General features: G+C 67.1%; 18 protein-coding genes. 11 read left to right on the top strand and 7 right to left on the bottom strand.

What is annotated here, in order from left to right; all coding sequences use genetic code 11:
* The first annotated feature begins 1 nt into the window (after nucleotide 1).
* Nucleotides 2–727 (top strand): Crp/Fnr family transcriptional regulator, encoded by a 726-nt coding sequence (locus NBV68_RS00830; RefSeq protein WP_296306457.1) that lies wholly within the window; start codon nucleotides 2–4, stop codon nucleotides 725–727.
* Between the two features lie 112 nt (nucleotides 728–839).
* The gene (locus tag NBV68_RS00825; protein WP_296306456.1) at nucleotides 840–1,100 is read left to right on the top strand and encodes a GlsB/YeaQ/YmgE family stress response membrane protein; all 261 of its coding nucleotides are present in this window, start codon (nucleotides 840–842) and stop codon (nucleotides 1,098–1,100) included.
* Nucleotides 1,101–1,109: 9 nt separating this feature from the next.
* Here the strand turns inward: NBV68_RS00825 and NBV68_RS19025 are convergent, their stop codons facing one another.
* The 3 genes from NBV68_RS19025 to topA all read right to left on the bottom strand — a co-directional run bounded on the left by NBV68_RS19025 (nucleotide 1,110) and on the right by topA (nucleotide 4,819).
* A complete protein-coding gene (locus NBV68_RS19025; protein ID WP_366067210.1) occupies nucleotides 1,110–1,814 on the bottom strand; it encodes a response regulator in 705 nt (234 codons plus the stop codon).
* A gap of 1 nt (nucleotide 1,815) precedes the next feature.
* On the bottom strand, nucleotides 1,816–2,118 hold the full coding sequence (locus tag NBV68_RS00815) for a hypothetical protein (protein WP_296306454.1): 303 nt from the start codon (nucleotides 2,116–2,118) through the stop codon (nucleotides 1,816–1,818).
* Nucleotides 2,119–2,215: 97 nt separating this feature from the next.
* Nucleotides 2,216–4,819 (bottom strand): type I DNA topoisomerase, encoded by a 2,604-nt coding sequence (gene topA, locus NBV68_RS00810; protein ID WP_296306452.1) that lies wholly within the window; start codon nucleotides 4,817–4,819, stop codon nucleotides 2,216–2,218.
* Nucleotides 4,820–5,039: 220 nt separating this feature from the next.
* Here topA and NBV68_RS00805 point away from each other — a divergent pair, with 220 nt between their 5' ends.
* Nucleotides 5,040–5,600, top strand: a complete 561-nt coding sequence (locus NBV68_RS00805; RefSeq protein WP_296306451.1) for a superoxide dismutase family protein — start codon at nucleotides 5,040–5,042, stop codon at nucleotides 5,598–5,600.
* Nucleotides 5,601–5,670: 70 nt separating this feature from the next.
* Here the strand turns inward: NBV68_RS00805 and NBV68_RS00800 are convergent, their stop codons facing one another.
* Genes NBV68_RS00800 through plsY form a run of 3 tightly spaced genes read right to left on the bottom strand, consistent with a single transcriptional unit; the run spans nucleotide 5,671 to nucleotide 7,626 of the window.
* The gene (locus NBV68_RS00800) at nucleotides 5,671–5,889 is read right to left on the bottom strand and encodes a hypothetical protein (RefSeq protein ID WP_296306450.1); all 219 of its coding nucleotides are present in this window, start codon (nucleotides 5,887–5,889) and stop codon (nucleotides 5,671–5,673) included.
* The gene (dprA, locus tag NBV68_RS00795) at nucleotides 5,886–7,019 is read right to left on the bottom strand and encodes a DNA-processing protein DprA (protein ID WP_296306448.1); all 1,134 of its coding nucleotides are present in this window, start codon (nucleotides 7,017–7,019) and stop codon (nucleotides 5,886–5,888) included. The genes NBV68_RS00800 and dprA overlap by 4 nt, the downstream gene beginning before the upstream one ends.
* 16 nt (nucleotides 7,020–7,035) lie before the next feature.
* The gene (gene plsY / locus NBV68_RS00790; protein ID WP_296306445.1) at nucleotides 7,036–7,626 is read right to left on the bottom strand and encodes a glycerol-3-phosphate 1-O-acyltransferase PlsY; all 591 of its coding nucleotides are present in this window, start codon (nucleotides 7,624–7,626) and stop codon (nucleotides 7,036–7,038) included.
* 121 nt (nucleotides 7,627–7,747) lie between these two features.
* Here plsY and NBV68_RS00785 point away from each other — a divergent pair, with 121 nt between their 5' ends.
* The 6 genes from NBV68_RS00785 (at nucleotide 7,748) to NBV68_RS00760 (ending at nucleotide 13,312) form a co-directional block, all read left to right on the top strand.
* Nucleotides 7,748–8,509, top strand: a complete 762-nt coding sequence (locus tag NBV68_RS00785) for a LuxR C-terminal-related transcriptional regulator (RefSeq protein ID WP_296306444.1) — start codon at nucleotides 7,748–7,750, stop codon at nucleotides 8,507–8,509.
* A 34-nt stretch (nucleotides 8,510–8,543) separates the two neighbouring features.
* The gene (gene murI, locus NBV68_RS00780; protein WP_296306443.1) at nucleotides 8,544–9,356 is read left to right on the top strand and encodes a glutamate racemase; all 813 of its coding nucleotides are present in this window, start codon (nucleotides 8,544–8,546) and stop codon (nucleotides 9,354–9,356) included.
* Between the two features lie 180 nt (nucleotides 9,357–9,536).
* Complete coding sequence (hemA, locus tag NBV68_RS00775) at nucleotides 9,537–10,757, top strand: 5-aminolevulinate synthase (RefSeq protein ID WP_296306442.1); 1,221 nt, start codon at nucleotides 9,537–9,539, stop codon at nucleotides 10,755–10,757.
* Entirely contained in the window at nucleotides 10,754–11,203 is a 450-nt protein-coding gene (locus NBV68_RS00770) for a DUF695 domain-containing protein (protein WP_296306441.1), read from the top strand. Before hemA ends, NBV68_RS00770 begins: the two co-directional genes overlap by 4 nt.
* A gap of 310 nt (nucleotides 11,204–11,513) precedes the next feature.
* The gene (locus NBV68_RS00765; protein ID WP_296306440.1) at nucleotides 11,514–12,551 is read left to right on the top strand and encodes a hypothetical protein; all 1,038 of its coding nucleotides are present in this window, start codon (nucleotides 11,514–11,516) and stop codon (nucleotides 12,549–12,551) included.
* A 62-nt stretch (nucleotides 12,552–12,613) separates the two neighbouring features.
* On the top strand, nucleotides 12,614–13,312 hold the full coding sequence (locus NBV68_RS00760) for a nitroreductase (protein WP_296306439.1): 699 nt from the start codon (nucleotides 12,614–12,616) through the stop codon (nucleotides 13,310–13,312).
* On the opposite strand, the gene NBV68_RS00755 is transcribed toward NBV68_RS00760, so the two are convergent.
* Nucleotides 13,309–14,142, bottom strand: coding sequence for a DUF5694 domain-containing protein (locus NBV68_RS00755; RefSeq protein ID WP_296306438.1), 834 nt, complete (start codon nucleotides 14,140–14,142; stop codon nucleotides 13,309–13,311). The genes NBV68_RS00760 and NBV68_RS00755 overlap by 4 nt on opposite strands.
* 191 nt (nucleotides 14,143–14,333) lie before the next feature.
* Here NBV68_RS00755 and NBV68_RS00750 point away from each other — a divergent pair, with 191 nt between their 5' ends.
* Complete coding sequence (locus NBV68_RS00750) at nucleotides 14,334–14,639, top strand: hypothetical protein (RefSeq protein ID WP_296306437.1); 306 nt, start codon at nucleotides 14,334–14,336, stop codon at nucleotides 14,637–14,639.
* A 230-nt stretch (nucleotides 14,640–14,869) separates the two neighbouring features.
* A complete protein-coding gene (locus tag NBV68_RS00745; protein ID WP_296306436.1) occupies nucleotides 14,870–16,648 on the top strand; it encodes a DEAD/DEAH box helicase in 1,779 nt (592 codons plus the stop codon).
* The last annotated feature ends 20 nt before the right edge of the window (nucleotides 16,649–16,668 follow it).

Here is a 16,668-nt window from a genome sequence, read left to right as displayed (position 1 = left end):
AATGACGTCGAACGCGCTCATCAGGCACCTTAGTGGATACAGCGATTTAGGTAACGCCGAAACGACGTTGCTTGCTGCGGCATGCAAAAACGTGCGCGAGTTTCCCGCTGGACATCACCTCATCCGTGAAGGCGATGACCCCGATCCGGTGTTCGTGATCCTTGACGGCTGGGCCTGCGGCTACAAGATCTTGCCTGACGGCGGACGGCAGATCATCTCGTTCCTGCTTCCCGGTGATTTCTGCGACATCCACATCGCCATCCTTCAGGCGATCGATCACAGCATCATGACGTTGACGAAGGCGAGCGTCGCGTCCTTGCCACGGGCCGAAATGGAGGTCCTGATTCAGGCAATGCCGAACCTGACGCAGGCATTCTGGTGGTCGCAACTCGTCGATCAGAGCATCTTGCGATCGTGGATTGCCAGCATGGGGCGGCGCAAAAGCGTGGAACGCGTGGCGCATCTGATGTGCGAACTCTATATCCGCATGCGCAACATCGGGCTGGCGTCCGATGACGAATGCAAGATGCCGCTGACCCAGCTTGTGCTGGCCGATGCGCTCGGGCTGACCCCGGTGCATGTGAACCGGGTGCTGCGAGAGCTCAAGAGGGCCGAGGTCATGGAACTGAGCCAGGGGTCGCTCAAGATCATCAATTCCAGCAAGCTCGCCGAGATTGCCGGCTTCGACGGAAATTATCTCCACGAACGGATCCGGCCTTACGGTTGATGCGCCGCGATTGCTGCGGCCCGTCAAAGCGCTCCCCCGGGCGTTGTTCGCACTGGCACGGAACAAGGCTGACCTTCCTGCGGTATGAAGGGGCAACGCAGGGAGAAAAGCTGTGAACCTGATAATTCTTTTGATCGTGGGCGGCCTGATCGGCTGGGTTGCCAGCATGCTTGTCGGCGGCGGCGGCGGTATCGTGATGAATGTCGTCGTCGGGATTGTCGGCGCGCTGGTAGCCGGCTTTCTGCTCAATCCCTATATCGGCGGCGGCAACATCATGAGCGGCGATCTCAGCCTGAGCGCGATCGCGGTCTCTTTGCTCGGCTCGGTCCTGCTGCTGCTGGTGCTCAATCTGGTCCGCGGCCGCAGGGTCTGACCTGCCGCCTCAACCCCGCCCCAGCTTCTCCAGCTTGGCCTTGAGCGCCGCCTCGTCGAAGGGCTTGACGATGTAGTCATCCGCGCCCGCGGCGATGCCGTCGTGGATGTCCTTGGCCTCGCCGTTCGAGGTGCAGAACACCACCACTGGCTCCTTGGGCGTGGGGATGCTGCGCAGCTTGGTGACGAACTCGATGCCGTCCATTTCGGGCATGTTCCAGTCGGTCAGCACCAGATCGGGCATCGACTTCTTGCAGCGGGCGAGCGCTTCCTCGCCGTTCTCGGCCTCTACGGGCACGTAGCCGAGGCTGATCGCGATCTTGCTGGAAACCTTGCGGATCACGCGGCTGTCGTCGACGATCAGGCAGGTCTTGGCGACTGCGGCGGCAGGGGCGGGCCGGCCGGAGTAGCGATCGCGCATCGCCTTGGCGGCAGCGACGATCGCGGCGGTGTCGTCGGGGTCGACCGCGCCGGGAGCGGCGGCGGCCGGAGCGGCGGCAGCCGGGGCGGCGGGCTTGGGCGGCTGCGGGGCAGCATACGCATCAGCCGGGGCCTCGGGCGCCGGAGCAGCGGTGGCGGCCGCGACGCGCGCGGCGCTTTCCTCGGCGGCGGCGGCCAGCATCGCCTCGTTCTGCGCGAGCTTTTCGGCCAGCGTCTTGCCATCGCCGGGAGCGTGGCGGTGCGGGCCGGTATTGCGCTTGATCAGATTCTGCATGTCAATGACCCCCGCCCATCGATGCGTAACCTTGTTCATAGCCGCGCGCGGCGTAGTCGTCCGAATAGGGATCGTCCGCCTCGAGCGTGCCGACCATCTCGCCGGGCGTCACGCGGACGTGGAGATAGGGCATCCAGACATCGCCGAATTCGGCCTTCTGGTACCACACGTCGATCACGTCATAGCTCGCCCACATGCCGTCCGGCTCGCGCAGGCGCAAGCCTTCGCCGATGCGCGGCACCGCGGCAAAGCGGATCCGGCTCTGGGTCTGATGGGTTTCGTTCTGGACTTCGATTTCGATCACGGCGCAGCCCTCGTCTGTCCGCGACTCTAGGGGGCAAATGCTTTATGTTTTATCAACGCCCGCGCGGGCGGAGCGGCGTTTCGGGCCGCTCGCGCCCTCACTTCGCCGCAGCCGCAGCCCCCGTCTTTGCCTTCGCCTTGGCGGGGGGCTTTTTCGCGGGCGCTTTCTTGGCAGCAGCCTTCTTCGGAGCAGCCTTTTTGGGCGCGGCCTTCTTCTTGCCCTTCTTGGCCGCAGGCGCCTTGGCCGCACGCGCATCGATCAGTTCGATCGCGGCTTCCAGCGTTACGTCCTCGGGCTTGGTGTCGCGCGGGATGGTGGCGTTGGTGGTGCCGTCGGTGACATAGGGGCCATAGCGTCCGGGCATGACCTTGATCTCGCCGCCGCTGGTGGGGTGGGGGCCGAGCGCCGCGATGGGTTCGGCCTTGCCGCGCCCTGCGCCCGCCGCGCCGCGATTGGCGGCCTGGGCAAGGATATCGACCGCCCGGTTCATCCCGACCTCGAACACCTCGCGGGTATTGGTCAGCTTGCCATACTTGCCGTCATGCCTGAGGTACGGCCCGTAACGCCCGATATTGGCTTCGATGTCGAGCCCGGTGTCGGGATGCGCACCGATGATGCGCGGCAGATCGAGCAGCTTCACCGCCCAGTCGAGCCCGAAATCATCAAGGTCCTTGGGGATGCTCGCGCGTTTGGCTTCCTTGCCCTCGCCCATCTCGACATAGGGGCCGAAGCGCCCGGTCTTGCGCAGGATGTTCTCGCCGGTCTCGGGGTGCTGGCCGAGGATGCCGTCCTCCGCGCCGTCCTCACCCTCGCCGCCCGGCTGGGCGAAGCGGCGGGTGAATTTGCATTCCGGGTAATTGGCGCAGGCGACGAAAGCGCCGAACTTGCCGCCGCGCAAGCTCAGCCGGCCATAGGCGCGGCCCTCGCTGGCGCACAGCGGGCAAGCGCGCGGGTCGTGGCCGTCCTCGCGCGGGGGGAACAGGAAGTCGGCGAGATATTCGTCCAGCGCCTCGGTCACTTCCGAGGGCAGCTTCTCCATCACCTCGTCGGCCTTGGGCTTGAAATCCTTCCAGAAGCGGGCGAGCAGCAGCTTGTAATCCTCGCGCCCGTCGGAAACGACGTCGAGCTCGTCCTCCATCCCCGCCGTGAAATCATAGGCGACATAGGTGGGGAAGAAGCGTTCGAGGAAGGCGGTCAGCAGGCGGCCGCTTTCCTCGGCGAAGAAGCGGTTCTTCTCCATCCGCACATAGGCGCGGTCGCGCAGGGTCTGGATGGTCGAGGCGTAGGTGGAAGGCCGCCCGATGCCCAGCTCTTCCAGACGCTTGACGAGGCTGGCTTCGGAAAAGCGCGGCGGCGGCTGGGTGAAGTGCTGGGTGGCTTCGACGGCGCGCTTGGCGGGCATGTCACCCGCCTTCATCTGCGGCAGCAGACCGCCATCCTCGTCCTCGCTGTCGTCGAGGCCTTCCTGATAGACCGCGAGGAAGCCCGGGAAGCGGATCACCTGGCCAGTCGCGCGCAGCTCGTGTTGGCCGGTCGCATCGCGCAAGGTGATCGTGGTGCGTTCGAGCAGCGCGGTCGCCATCTGGCTCGCCATCGCGCGCTTGAAGATGAGGTCGTAGAGCTTGCCCTCGTCGCCAGCGCCTGCACGTTCGCGGGTGAAATCGGTGGGGCGGATCGCCTCGTGCGCCTCCTGCGCGTTCTTGGCCTTGGTGCTGTACATGCGCGGCTTTTCGGGACGGTAATCCTCGGAAAAGCGCGCCGCGATGGCATCGCGCGCGGCCAGAATCGCGCTCATGTCCATCTGCACCCCGTCGGTACGCATGTATGTGATCGCGCCCGCCTCATAGAGGCTCTGCGCGAGCCGCATCGTGTGCTGCGCCGAGAAGCCGAGCTTGCGCGCGGCCTCCTGCTGCAAGGTCGAGGTGGTGAAGGGCGGCGCGGGGTTGCGCTTGACCGGCTTGGTCTCGACACCCTCGACCGTGAAGCGCCCGGCTTCCACCGCCGCCTTGGCCTCCATGGCGATCCCGGCATTGCCGAGGCTCAGGCGCTCCAGCTTCACGCCCTTGAACTTGACGAGCCGAGCGTCGAACTCGGTGCCGTCGTGCTGCAACTTGGCAAGCACGCTCCAGTATTCCTCCGCCCGGAAGGCCTCGATCTCGCGCTCGCGCTCGACGATCAGGCGCAGCGCGACCGATTGCACGCGGCCTGCCGATTTCGCGCCGGGGAGCTTCCTCCACAGCACCGGCGAGAGGGTGAAGCCGAACAGGTAGTCGAGCGCGCGCCGCGCCAGATAGGCGTCGATCAGAGGCTGATCGAGCTCGCGCGGGCGCGCCATCGCCTCGGTCACGGCCTGCTTGGTGATCGCGTTGAATGTGACGCGCTCGACCAGCTTGGGGAGCGCCTTGCGCTTGGCGAGCAGCTCCTGCACGTGCCAGCTGATCGCCTCGCCCTCGCGGTCGGGGTCGGTGGCGAGGACTAGGCGGGTCGCGCCCTTGGCCGCATCGGCGATTTCCTTGAAGCGGCTCTGCTTGTCGCGGTAGAGTTCCCACTCCATCGCGAAATCCGCTTCGGGATCGACGCTGCCATCCTTGGGCGGCAGATCGCGGACATGGCCGTAGGAGGCGAGAACCTTGAAGTCCTTGCCCAGATACTTCTCGATGGTCTTGGCCTTGGCCGGCGATTCTACGATGACAAGCTGCATGATGGTGAGCTTTGGATATCCCTTACGTGTACGTACGCGCGATGGTGGGGCGCGCCGGAGCGTGCCGTCAAGCCGCCCGTTAACGCGATTGCATCGCGCCTGCCGGTGGCGCAGAAGACTGATCGAAGCAAGTGCGCCGCCGCTCTGGGTCGGGTGATGATGTGCCGCTGCGTCAACGATCGAACCGGATCGGACGTGTCAGGATAATGGAGACCCGAACATGAAACTTCTTCCCCGCCTCGCCCGCCCTGCCCTCGCCCTTGTGGCTGCAACCGCGCTTTCCGCGCCGCTGCTGGCGGATCATCACGAAGGCAAGGTTGAAGCTGCGACCGTTGCCACGATGCGCCTCGCCGATGGCACCGACGTGGGGACGATCAGCTTCACCCAGACCGAGCACGGCGTGGTGGTGGCCGTCGCCGTCAAGGGGATCCCGGCCGGCAAGCACGGCTTGCACATTCACCAGACCGGCGCCTGCGCCCCCGACTTCATGGCCGCCGGCGGCCACTTCAACCCGGCCTCCACCGAGCACGGCTTCCACGCGCCCGGCGGCTATCACGCGGGCGATCTGCCCAACCTCGATGTCGCCGCCGACGGCACCGCGATGGCCGAATTCTTCGTCCCCGATCTCACCATCCACGGCCCGGTGAGCGAGGCCCTGCCCTACACGCTCCACGATGAAGACGGCGCATCGATCATGATCCACGCCGCGACCGACGACTACAAGACCATGGCCTCGAGCGGCGGGCGGCAGGCCTGCGGGGTGATCGTAGCGAAGGGGTGAGGCGGAACGAGCGCGGTCAGATCGGAATGTAGAAGATGGCGGCCGCCAAAGCGGCGCCGCACAGAACCACCTACCAGTCGATCCATCTGGGCGGCTGTGCCTGAACGAGTCCGACCAGCAGCCCCATTATTGCTACGACGGGATAGACCACTTTGACCATCCAGCCGATCGCATCGTAAGCCCACACCAGGCCGATCAGGGCCTTTGCCCAATCGATCACAAACAGGAAGCCGCGGAACCAGACCGCTGACACAACGAGGATGATGGCGGCGCGGCGTGACGGGGTCATTGTCGCCGCACCGTCCCGTCCGCCTCGCGCACCAGCTCGCCTGCCAGTTCCAGTTCGAGCAGCGCCATGTGCACCTCGGCAGCGGTGGCCTGCGTCTGGCGGATGAGTTCGTCGATCTCCACCGGGGCGTTGGTCAGCAGGTGGGCGATATCGTGGCTGAAATCGGCCCGCGCCTCGCCCCAGTCGAGCTTGGCGAGTTCGGCATAGTCGAAGTCCGACGGGCTGTCGGCGACGCGGAAGCGCGAGCGCGGCGCGCCGGTGAAACTCTCGAGCAGCTCGACCACCTCGTCGGGCGTCTGCACCAGCACCGCGCCGTCGCGGATCAGCTGGTTGCACCCGAGGCTGCGGGCATCGAGCGGGGAGCCGGGGATCGCCATCACCTCGCGCCCCGCCTCGCCCGCCAGCCGCGCGGTGATGAGGCTGCCCGATTGCGGTGCGGCCTCGATCACCAGCGTGCCCGAGGCGAGCCCGGCGATGATGCGGTTGCGCGACGGGAAATGCCGTCCGCGCGGCTCGGTGCCGGGGGGCTGCTCGGCGATCAGCAGGGCGTGGCAAGCGATGCGCTCCTGAAGTTCGGTGTGCTGCGGGGGGTATGCGATGTCGATCCCGCTGGCGATCACGCCGATGGTGTGCGGGAAGGCGCCCTCATGCGCCGCGCCGTCGATCCCGCGCGCAAGGCCCGAGACCACGGTGAACCCCGCCTCGGCGAGCGCGGCGGCGAAATCGCGGGCGAGCTTGACGGCGGCGGCGCTGGCGTTGCGCGCACCGACCAGCGCGACGCAGGGCGCGGACGCCAGCGCCAGATTGCCGCGGCAGGTGAGGATCGGCGGGGCAGAGTCCAGTTCTGCCAGCAGCGCGGGGTAATCGGGCTGATCGTGGAACAGGTAGCGCCCGCCCGCCTTGCGAAGGCTGAGCACTTCGCGCTCGATGCTTGTCGCGCTGGCGGGGCGGTATGGCCCCCTCCCCCGGCTGGCGAGATCGGGGAGCGCGTCCAGAGCGGCTCCCGCCGTGCCGAAGCGGGCGATGAGCTGCCGGTAGCTGACGGGGCCGATATTGGGCGAGCGCAGCAGGCGAATGCGCGCGAAGGCTTCTTGCTGTGAGAGCGTTGGCTGCGACCCCGTGCTCTCCATCAGAGGCGGCCCCGCATCACGGCTTGGCCGAGGAAGAACCCACACGGGGCTCCTCCCCCCGCATCAGCCGGCCGATATTGGCGCGGTGCTGGAAGATCACGATGGCGGAAATGGCGAGGAGCGGCGCGATCACCTGCGGATAGCCCAGCGCCCACGCCACCAGCGGCGCGGCCACCACGCTGACCAGCGAGGACACCGATGAAATCCGGCTGAGGAACAGCGTCATGCCCCAGATCGCGGCACAGGCGAGCATCGCCGGCCACGCCAGCGCCCCGAGCGCTCCAGCCGCGCTTGCAAAGCCCTTGCCGCCCTTGAAGGCGAGCCAAGGCGTGAAGCAATGCCCCGCCACCGCCGCGACGGCCGCAATACCTTCGGTGCCGGGCCAGATCGCCTTGGCGACCAGCACCGGGATAACCGCCTTGGCCGCATCGAGCAGCACGGTCGCCGCCGCCAGCCCCTTGTTGCCGGTGCGCAGCACATTGGTCGCGCCGATGCTGCCGCTGCCGATCTTGCGCACATCGCCAAGCCCGGCGGCGCGGGTGAGGATCAGGCCGAAGGGGATCGAGCCCATGGCAAAGCCCAGGACCGCGGCGAATATCAGTTCCATGGCGCTCTCATAGCTTCCCCGCTCGATTCGTCTAAGCCAATGTGCCGCAACGGCCCGGGCGGAAGCGATTACGGTCCGACCATACTTTCGCGCCCTCGTCCCAGCCGCTAGGTTTGCGCGCATGGAGGCAAATAACCCGATTACGCGGCTGACCGAACGCGAAAAGGAGGCGCTGCGCGCGTGGCTCGACCACAAGTCGGCCAAGGAGATCGCGCTCGATCTCGGCATCACGCATCACGCGGTGGAAAAGCGGCTCAAGATGGCGCGCACCAAGCTCGGGGCGAGAAGCTCGCTGGAGGCGGCGCGGATGCTGGCAGAGGCCGACGGCGCTGCCGAGGGGTACGGTCAGGCCGTAACCACCGCGCCGGACCTAGCCCCACCCGCACTCCTGCGCCCAACATGGCGTCATCGACCCATCGTATTTGGAGCTGTCGCCATGTCGCTTGCCCTTGTTCTTGCCCTCGCTTTTACATCCGGGGTGCAGCCCTCCGCCGCCGATGAAGACCTCGCCGCTGTCACCGCTGCTGCCTCTGCCGCTGCCACCCCCACCGAAATCGAGATCGAAATCGAAATCGACGGTCGCATCGACCGCGTGTTCGCGTATGTCGATGCGGACAAGAGCGGCTTCCTGGAAGACCCGGAATCGCCTTTCGTCACGGTCGAATTCGCGGAAGGGTCGGGCACCGAGCGGGTCGAAGGCTCAGCCGTCATCGGCGACGGCACCGACCCCAAACAGGTCGCAGAATTCTACGCCGATGCTGACGCGGACAAGGATGGCCGCATCTCGCTCGCCGAATACGCCAAGTGGAGCGAAGCCCACTGGGCTGAGATGGGCATCGAGATCAAGTCGATCTTGAAGGTCATTCCCTCGCCGCAGAGTTGACCGCACGCACCACCTCGGCCATCGCCCCAAGTCGATGGCCGAACCCTCCGCCCCCGTTCTCCTGTTCGATTCCGGCGTCGGCGGGCTGACCGTCTATGACGCGCTGCGCAAGGTGCTGCCGGATGCCCCGGTGATCTACGCGGCAGACCTTGCGGGCCTGCCCTATGGCACCAAGACCGAGGCGCAGATCGCCGCGCGGGTGGCGGGGTTGCTCGGGCGTTTGGCGGAGCGCTGGCAGCCGCGCCTCGCCTGCATCGCCTGCAACACCGCCTCCACCATCGCGCTGGGCATGGTGCGCGATGTGCTCGAGATCCCGGTGGTCGGCACAGTCCCCGCGATCAAGCCCGCCGCGGCACTGACCGAGACCGGCACGATCGGGCTGGTCGGCACCGAGGCGACGATCCGCCAGGCCTATGTCGATGATCTCGAGACACAATTCGCTCAAGGCAAGCGCCTGCTGCGGGTCGCCGCCCCCGGCCTGGTGCAGGCCGCCGAGGCCAAGCTGCGCGGGAAGCCGGTCGATCCGGCACTGATCGCGGACGTGCATGACCGCCTCACCGCGATGGCGGGTTCGGGAGCGGGCGACGGTAGCATCGACACGCTGGTGCTCGCCTGCACACACTTCCCGCTGCTCGCCGAGGAGCTGGCGGCGGCCTTCGGCACCGGCGTGCGCCAGGTCGATGGCGCGGACGGCATTGCGCGGCGCATTGCGCATCTGCTCGAAGGGCAGAGCTTCGCGCCCTCCCCCGGCCCCGACCGGTTCGTCGTCACCGGGCCGCTCGCCGGGGCGGCGGGCCTCGAGGGGGCCCTCGCGCAGCGCGGCTTCGGGGCGGCGGAAGCGTTCTGATCCGCGCACCATCGCTTGCGAAACACTCGCAAAGATCATGATAGCAAAAGCGACGCCCGCCCCTTAAATACCGGCGAAACCAACCGCCCTCTCGGGCGTTATGGCGGGACAAAAGATCCCAGGCAGGAACGTAGCGACCGCCCCCAACCGCAAGGCGGCCGCGAGAGCAGCGAGACGCGAGTGAACTACGACCAGATTTTCGATTCCGCGATCGACCGGCTGCACGAAGAGGGCCGCTACCGCGTCTTCATCGACATCATGCGCAATAAGGGCGCCTATCCCAACGCGCGCTGCTTCCACGGCCACAACGGCCCCAAGCCGATCACCGTGTGGTGCTCGAACGACTATCTGTGCATGGGCCAGCACGACAAGGTGATCGGCGCGATGGAAGCCGCGCTGCACGATGTCGGCGCAGGCTCGGGCGGCACCCGCAATATTGGCGGCAACACCCACTTCCATGTCGAACTCGAGACAGAGCTTGCCGACCTCCACGGCAAGGACGCAGCATTGCTGTTCACGTCGGGCTACGTCTCGAACGATGCGACGCTCTCCACGCTCGCCAAGCTGCTGCCGGGCTGCGTGATCTTCTCCGACGAATTGAACCACGCCAGCATGATCGCCGGCATCCGCAATTCGGGCTGCGAGAAGATGGTGTTCCGCCACAATGACGTGGCCCATCTCGAAGAACTGCTCGCCAGCGTCGACATCGACACGCCCAAGCTGATCGCCTTCGAAAGCGTCTATTCGATGGACGGCGACGTCGCCCCGATCCACGCGATCTGCGACCTGGCCGAAAAATACAACGCGCTCACCTATATCGACGAGGTCCACGCGGTCGGCATGTACGGCGCGCGCGGCGGCGGGATTTCGGAGCGTGACGGTGCGGCGCACCGGATCGACATCATCGAAGGAACGCTCGGCAAGGCTTTCGGGGTGATGGGCGGCTATATCGCTGCGTCTTCCAAGGTGGTGGATTGCATCCGCTCCTATGCGCCGGGCTTCATCTTCACCACCTCGCTCTCGCCCGTGCTGGTCGCAGGCGTGCTCGCTTCGGTGCGGCACCTCAAGGAAAGTGCTGTCGAGCGCAACGCCCAGCAGCGCGCCGCCGCACTGCTCAAGCTGAAGTTCGCCGAAGCGGGCCTGCCGGTGATGGATTCGGTCACCCACATCGTGCCGCTGATGGTCGGCGATCCGGTACGCGCGAAGAAGATCAGCGATATACTGCTCGCCGAATACGGCGTCTATGTGCAGCCGATCAACTTCCCCACCGTGCCGCGCGGCACCGAGCGGCTGCGCTTCACCCCGGGCCCGCACCACACCGAACCGATGATGGACGAGCTTACGAGCGCGCTGGTCGAGATCTGGGACCGGCTGGAGCTGGAGCTGGCGGAAGCGGCGTGAGCGGGTCGGGCATCTTCCCGTCCGACCAATGGGCTTTGGCCAGCGGTGAGACAGAAAACGGCTTGATCATCGCGCGGTTCCGGTCCGGACAGCCCTCCGATGCCGATCGCGCGTTGTTCAACAAGCTGGTGCTGGTCCGCTGGTCGTTCGAGGCGCGCGAAGGCTCGGGTCTGCCGACCAATGCGGCGATGGCGGCGATGGACGAATTCGAGGATCGCATCCTCGAAGCGAGCGATGCCGACAAGTGGTGGGGCAGCGGCGTTGCGATCGTCACGCGAGACGGAACCCGCGAATGGCGGTTCTACACGCCGGACGTCGATTCATTCGTGCAAGAGTTCAGCGCGGCTCTGCGCGGATTGGGGCCATATCCGCTGGAGTTGCAGGCCTTCGACGATCCCGACTGGAACGGTTTTTCCGAGATCCGCGCGATGACCAAGCCTGCATGATCGCCATGACCCGCGCCGCGCATGCTGACCGGGATCGGCCCTGACGCAGCCTGGGCGACGCAGCCTTTAGGCGGTGCGTCGCAAGGGCAACGGTGCCCCGCTTTCTCGCACCTGCCCGTAACCTCACAGGATGCCTTGGCACGGGCCGGCAAGGCGCGGTTTTCGGCCCTTAGCGCGGCACCGCATGGCGGTGTCATGCAATCAGAAATCCCCCTGATTTCAGAGCGGAACCGTTGCGCCCGGGCGGCTGTCGCATAAGATGTGGCCGCGCCGCGGCTGGACTTGGCGGCGAATCAGAAGGGGATTTTTCATGCTTTGGTCGCGTCGTCTTGCCTTCGTCATCGGCTGTGCCCTGCTTGCCTCATGTGGCGGCGGCGACAGCGGCGGATCTGCGCCTCCGACCGGCGGCGGTGGTGGCGGCGGCGGCGGGACTCCGACACCCTCACCCAGCCCGACACCGACCTACAGCACCATCGCGCAGCTGACCGGCAACCAGCAGTTCGAGGCGGGCTGCGCCTTCTACAGCTTCAGCCGCCAGTTCAGCCCGAACTTCAGGGCAGATTCCGAAATCCCCTTCGGCGAACGCACCCAATTGCGGTTCGACGCGGCGGCGAGCACGTGGTCTTTTGTCGAGGGAGAGCTGACCAACCCGTCCCAGCAGACCATCTTCACCTTCGGGCCGGCCGATCTCGCCGCCAGCCCGCCTGCCAACACCACGCTCTATCGCCGCGTGACGGCGGGCCGCTCGCTCGAACTGGCGCTGCGGAACGGGCAGCAGACGGGCTTTGCCACCGAATACCTGCGCACCCTCCTCCAGACCGATATCGCGGCGGTCGGCGTCGCGGATTCGGACCGCGCCGACCGGCTGTGCGTCTACGGCGTGCCGACGGTTGCCGCCGACACCCTGCCCGCGGCTTCCACGCCCTACACCTCGCTCAACGTCCTCGGCACCGCCACGCGGGTTGGTTTCGGCCAGCGCCTCGGAACCTTCGCGCTGACCGACAGTACCGCGACCCTTGCCGTCAACGGCCAGGCAGGCACTGTGAGCATGTCGATCCAGCTGGTGGGCCGCGAAATCCTCCCCGATGGCTCGCTCGCGGCGACCACCACCGCGCTCCCCGCGCTCACCGCCGGCACCGGAACGATCGCCAATGCGGGCACGCCTGCGATCAAGTTGTTCGAGGGCAATTTCGTTACGGGCGGCATCCAGGACATCGTCTCGAAATTTTCCGGGGCCTTTTTCGGGCCACAGGGCCGCGAAGCAGGCTTCACGTTCTACGCAAGGTCGCAACAGAACGCGAACGGCGAGACTTTCGAAATCGCCGGCGTCGTCGTCGCACGCCGCTGACCCTTTGCAAGCCCTCTCCCTTGCGCTAGCCGCTGCGGCAACACGCAAGGGAGAGAGCGAAAATGGGCGGCACGCCTGACCAGACTTACGCCGAGGTGGTGCTCGGGCGGCGCAGCATTCGCGGCTACCTCGACAAGCCCGTCCCGCGCGCGCTGATCGAGGATATTCTGGCGATGGCGATGCGCTCGCCGACCTCGATGAACACCCAGCCCTGGCACTTCCACGTCATCACCGGCGAGCCATTGGACCGCATCCGGCGCGGCAACACCGAACGCATCCTCGCAGGCGAGCCCGACAGCCGCGAATTCCGCCGCGGCGAGGCCTTCGCCGGCGTCCACCGCGAACGGCAGGTCGAAGTCGCCAAGCAGCTGTTCGGCGCAATGGGCATCGCCCGCGACGACAAGGACGCCCGGCAGGACTGGGTGCTGCGCGGCTTCCGCCAGTTCGACGCGCCCGTCTGCGTGATCGTCACCTATGACCGCGAGCTTTCGGGCAGCGACGACACCGCCTTCGATTGCGGCGCCGTGACGACCGCGCTGGTCAATGCCGCATGGTCGAAGGGGCTGGGCTGCGTGATCAACTCGCAAGGCATCATGCAAAGCCCGGTGGTGCGCGAACACGCCGGCGTCCCCGAGGATCAGGTGATCATGAAAGCGGTCGCGCTGGGCTGGCCCGATCCCGACTTCCCGGCGAACGCGGTGGTGAGCTTGCGCAGACGCGTCGACGAGGCTGCGCGGTTCGTGGGGTTTGACGAGGGCTAGGGCGCAGCGGCGCGCAGACGTGTCGCCGCACGCTCGAGATAGGGCATCGCTTCGACAAGCGCGAAGCCCGGCATGTGCTCGGCGAAATGCCTCAGCCACGTGGCATGACCGCTGCCCGCAATCACGAGCACCCGGTCCCCCGGCTGCGCAAGCATGGCGATCTTGGCGAACATCTTCGCGTTGCGCATGTACCAGTAAGCGTTGAGCTCCGCGCCGGGTTGCGCCTTGCCGTTGCCGAAGCGGAGCATCGCGTAATAGGCGCGGTCGTGCATCCGTGCCAAACCCGCGCCGTCATTGTGAACGAAGAGCGATTCGGCGATCGACTGCCTTGCCAGTTGCTCCTGCTGCTCGGCCGACAGGGCCTGGACCTCGGCGAATATCGCCCCAAGATCATCCGTCATCCCGTTTGCCTCGGCGAAGGCTTGCACCTTGCCGATCGGGAAGTAATCGGGCTCGCCCTGCCCCCCTCGCTCGTCAAAGCCATAGACAGCCTGATGGCCGAGCTGCCGCGCGAGGCGAAAGCCGATCTGCACGCTCTCGCTGCGCGATGTCGCCAGCAGCGCGTCCGCCTGAGCAAAGGCGGGCAAGGCGAGCGTCGGCGGCTCAGCCTCGTCCTCGACCAAGATCCTGGTGGGCGCCCATTCGGCAAGACTGACAACCAATGCAGCAATCTCCGCCTGCCGCCTGGGCGCGAGGACATCGTCGACTTCCATGTTGGCCACATCACGCCCGGGATTGGCGAAATGATACGTCCCCAGGATCATGACCTGCACAGGCTCGGATGCGCGATCGGACGGGCCTTGCGCCCCCGATGCGTCATCGGCCAGCACGGGCGCCGCAAGCAGCGCTGCGATCCCGGCGAGTGCCTTCAGAAGTCTCATGCCTGTTCCCCCTCTTGGTGCGTTACTGCATTAATACAGTAGTGGAGACGGGGCAAGGCCTGGCGCGGGCGCGTCACTTTTTCGCTCGCACTGCGCTCCGCACAATTGAGCCTGCGCGGGCACCCCCTATATTGCGCTGCATGGTGTTCGACCTCGGCAAGGCGATGCGCAAGAAGGAGGAGTTCGAGTCCGCGCGGCTCATGGACTTCGATTTCCGGCAGCGGGTGCGGGCAACCCGCCTGCTGGCCCGCGCCCTCGGGATCGACGAGGCCGCGCTGGTGGAGGAGGTTGCGCTGCGTGATGCAGATGGCCTGATCACCCTCCTCGCCGGGCGAACCGGGCGCGCGCGGGGCGAGATCGAAGCGATCTATGCAGGCTGCCTGACCGAGGCGCGCAAACAGCTGATCATCGAGCGCGGCGATCCGACGCCGAACCGCCTCGGCTAGCGCGCCGCGCGGCGGCAATCCTCCCTCCCCCTCGCGCTCGGCCCGCCCCCCGTGTGCGCATTCATTTCCGGCGCGCATCACTTTTGACAGGCCAAGAGCCGCTTTTGTCGCTATGGGCGCGCTTGTTCCTGCGGGGTGACGTCCGCAATGGCCCCTCACCCCCCGGCAATCCGCCCGATCCCGCGCCCCCGTGCGGAGGGCGTTCCGCTTCCAAGAAAAGCCCCCTCCCCATGACATTCCCCACCCTTCCCGCCTCCCTCGCCGCCGCGCTGCAAGAACGCGGCTACGAGGCCGCAACCAGCGTGCAGGCCGCTGTGCTCGAGCCTGAAGCGGCGGGGCGCGACCTTGTCGTCTCGGCGCAGACCGGCTCGGGCAAGACGGTCGCCTTCGGTCTCGCGATGGCGCCCGAGCTGCTGGGCGGCGAGGAGCGGATCGGCTTTGTCCAAGCCCCGCTGGCGCTGGTCATCACCCCGACCCGCGAGCTGGCACTGCAGGTCAGCCGCGAGCTCGAATGGCTCTACCAGCGCACCGGCGCGCGCGTGGCCACTTGCGTGGGCGGCATGAACCCCTCGGCCGAACGCAAGGTGCTGAACTCGGGCCCGGCGATCGTGGTTGGCACGCCCGGCCGCCTGCGCGACCATTTCGAGCGCGGGGCATTGAACCTCTCCGGCCTCGCCGTCGCGGTGCTCGATGAAGCCGACGAGATGCTCGACATGGGCTTTCGCGAAGAACTGGAAGCGATCCTCGACGGCACCCCGGACACCCGCCGCACCCTGCTGTTCTCGGCCACCATGCCGCGCCCAATCGAGGCGCTCGCGCGGCGCTACCAGACCGACGCGCTGCGCATCGCCACGATCAGCGAAGGCGGCCGCGGGCATGGCGACATCGCCTATCAGGCGGTCACCGTCTCCCCGCCCGAGGTCGAGAACGCGGTGGTCAACCTGCTGCGCTTCCACGAGGCGGAAACCGCGATCCTGTTCTGCGCCACGCGTGAAAAGGTGCGCCACCTCCACGCGACCTTGCAGGAGCGCGGCTTTGCAGTCGTGGCGCTGTCGGGCGAGCATTCGCAGGGCGAGCGCAATCAGGCGCTGCAGGCGCTGCGCGATGGCCGCGCCCGCGTTTGCGTGGCGACCGATGTTGCCGCGCGCGGGATCGACCTGCCGGGGCTGAGCCTCGTCGTCCATGTCGAGCTGCCGCGCGACGCCGAAACGCTCCAGCACCGTTCGGGCCGCACAGGGCGTGCCGGGCGCAAGGGGGTGGCGGTGCTGATCGTGCCCTTCTCCGCCCGCCGCCGGGTCGAGGCGATGCTCGGCCGCGCCGGTATCAATGCCGAGTGGCAGGACGTGCCCGACCGCGAGATGATCGCGCAGCGCGACCGCGAGCGCCTGCTCGGCAAGCTCCTCGCGCCCACCGAGTTCGACGAGGCCGACCGCGAGCTCGCCCAGCGCCTGCTCGCCGAGCGCTCGCCCGAAGACATCGCCGCGATGCTTGTCCACGCCCACCGCGCGCGGATGCCCGAGCCCGAGGAGATCGTCGCCAACAGCCGCGAGGCGCAGAAGGAGCGCCATCGTCCCGGTTTCGAGGACACGGTGTGGTTCCGGATGGAGATCGGCCGCAGCGACGGCGCCGACCCGCGCTGGCTGCTGCCGCTGATCTGCCGCCGCGGGCACGTGACGCGCGGGGAGATCGGCGCAATCCGCATCGGGCAGGCCGAGACCTATTTCCAGATTCCGCGTGCACTCGCCGACAAGTATGCCGCCACAGCCGCGCGCACCGGCGAGGGCGAGGGCGACGAGGAGTCGGTGCGGATCGAACGCTCGGACGCCGGCCCGCGCGAAGCGGCGCGCAGCAACCGCCAGCGCCGCCCCTCGCGCAGCGGCGCCGACAATGCCTTCGTCAAGGCCAAGCCGCCGCAGCGCGGGTTCGTCAAGCCGGGCAGCGGCCCCAATCCGGGCAAGCCCGCCTACGCCAAGAAGCCCGGGCACAAGCAGAAGTTCAAGCCCTCCTGACCGCGCGCGCGGCGGGGGGC

Source organism: Erythrobacter sp., assembly GCF_023653175.1.
In the GTDB taxonomy this organism is placed as follows: domain Bacteria; phylum Pseudomonadota; class Alphaproteobacteria; order Sphingomonadales; family Sphingomonadaceae; genus Erythrobacter.
The sequence above is the reverse complement of the archived record's forward strand: the minus strand, read 5'-3'. Positions and strand labels throughout refer to the sequence as shown.

Bases quoted from the DNA above. Each gene is read 5' to 3' on its own strand.
- NBV68_RS00830 (WP_296306457.1), top strand. From the start codon at position 2: ATGACGTCGAACGCGCTCATCAGGCACCTTAGTGGATACAGCGATTTA.
- NBV68_RS19025 (WP_366067210.1), bottom strand. From the start codon at position 1,814: ATGCAGAATCTGATCAAGCGCAATACCGGCCCGCACCGCCACGCTCCC.
- topA (WP_296306452.1), bottom strand. From the start codon at position 4,819: ATGCAGCTTGTCATCGTAGAATCGCCGGCCAAGGCCAAGACCATCGAG.
- NBV68_RS00805 (WP_296306451.1), top strand. From the start codon at position 5,040: ATGAAACTTCTTCCCCGCCTCGCCCGCCCTGCCCTCGCCCTTGTGGCT.
- NBV68_RS00800 (WP_296306450.1), bottom strand. From the start codon at position 5,889: ATGACCCCGTCACGCCGCGCCGCCATCATCCTCGTTGTGTCAGCGGTC.
- dprA (WP_296306448.1), bottom strand. From the start codon at position 7,019: ATGGAGAGCACGGGGTCGCAGCCAACGCTCTCACAGCAAGAAGCCTTC.
- plsY (WP_296306445.1), bottom strand. From the start codon at position 7,626: ATGGAACTGATATTCGCCGCGGTCCTGGGCTTTGCCATGGGCTCGATC.
- NBV68_RS00785 (WP_296306444.1), top strand. From the start codon at position 7,748: ATGGAGGCAAATAACCCGATTACGCGGCTGACCGAACGCGAAAAGGAG.
- murI (WP_296306443.1), top strand. From the start codon at position 8,544: ATGGCCGAACCCTCCGCCCCCGTTCTCCTGTTCGATTCCGGCGTCGGC.
- NBV68_RS00765 (WP_296306440.1), top strand. From the start codon at position 11,514: ATGCTTTGGTCGCGTCGTCTTGCCTTCGTCATCGGCTGTGCCCTGCTT.
- NBV68_RS00760 (WP_296306439.1), top strand. From the start codon at position 12,614: ATGGGCGGCACGCCTGACCAGACTTACGCCGAGGTGGTGCTCGGGCGG.
- NBV68_RS00750 (WP_296306437.1), top strand. From the start codon at position 14,334: ATGGTGTTCGACCTCGGCAAGGCGATGCGCAAGAAGGAGGAGTTCGAG.
- NBV68_RS00745 (WP_296306436.1), top strand. From the start codon at position 14,870: ATGACATTCCCCACCCTTCCCGCCTCCCTCGCCGCCGCGCTGCAAGAA.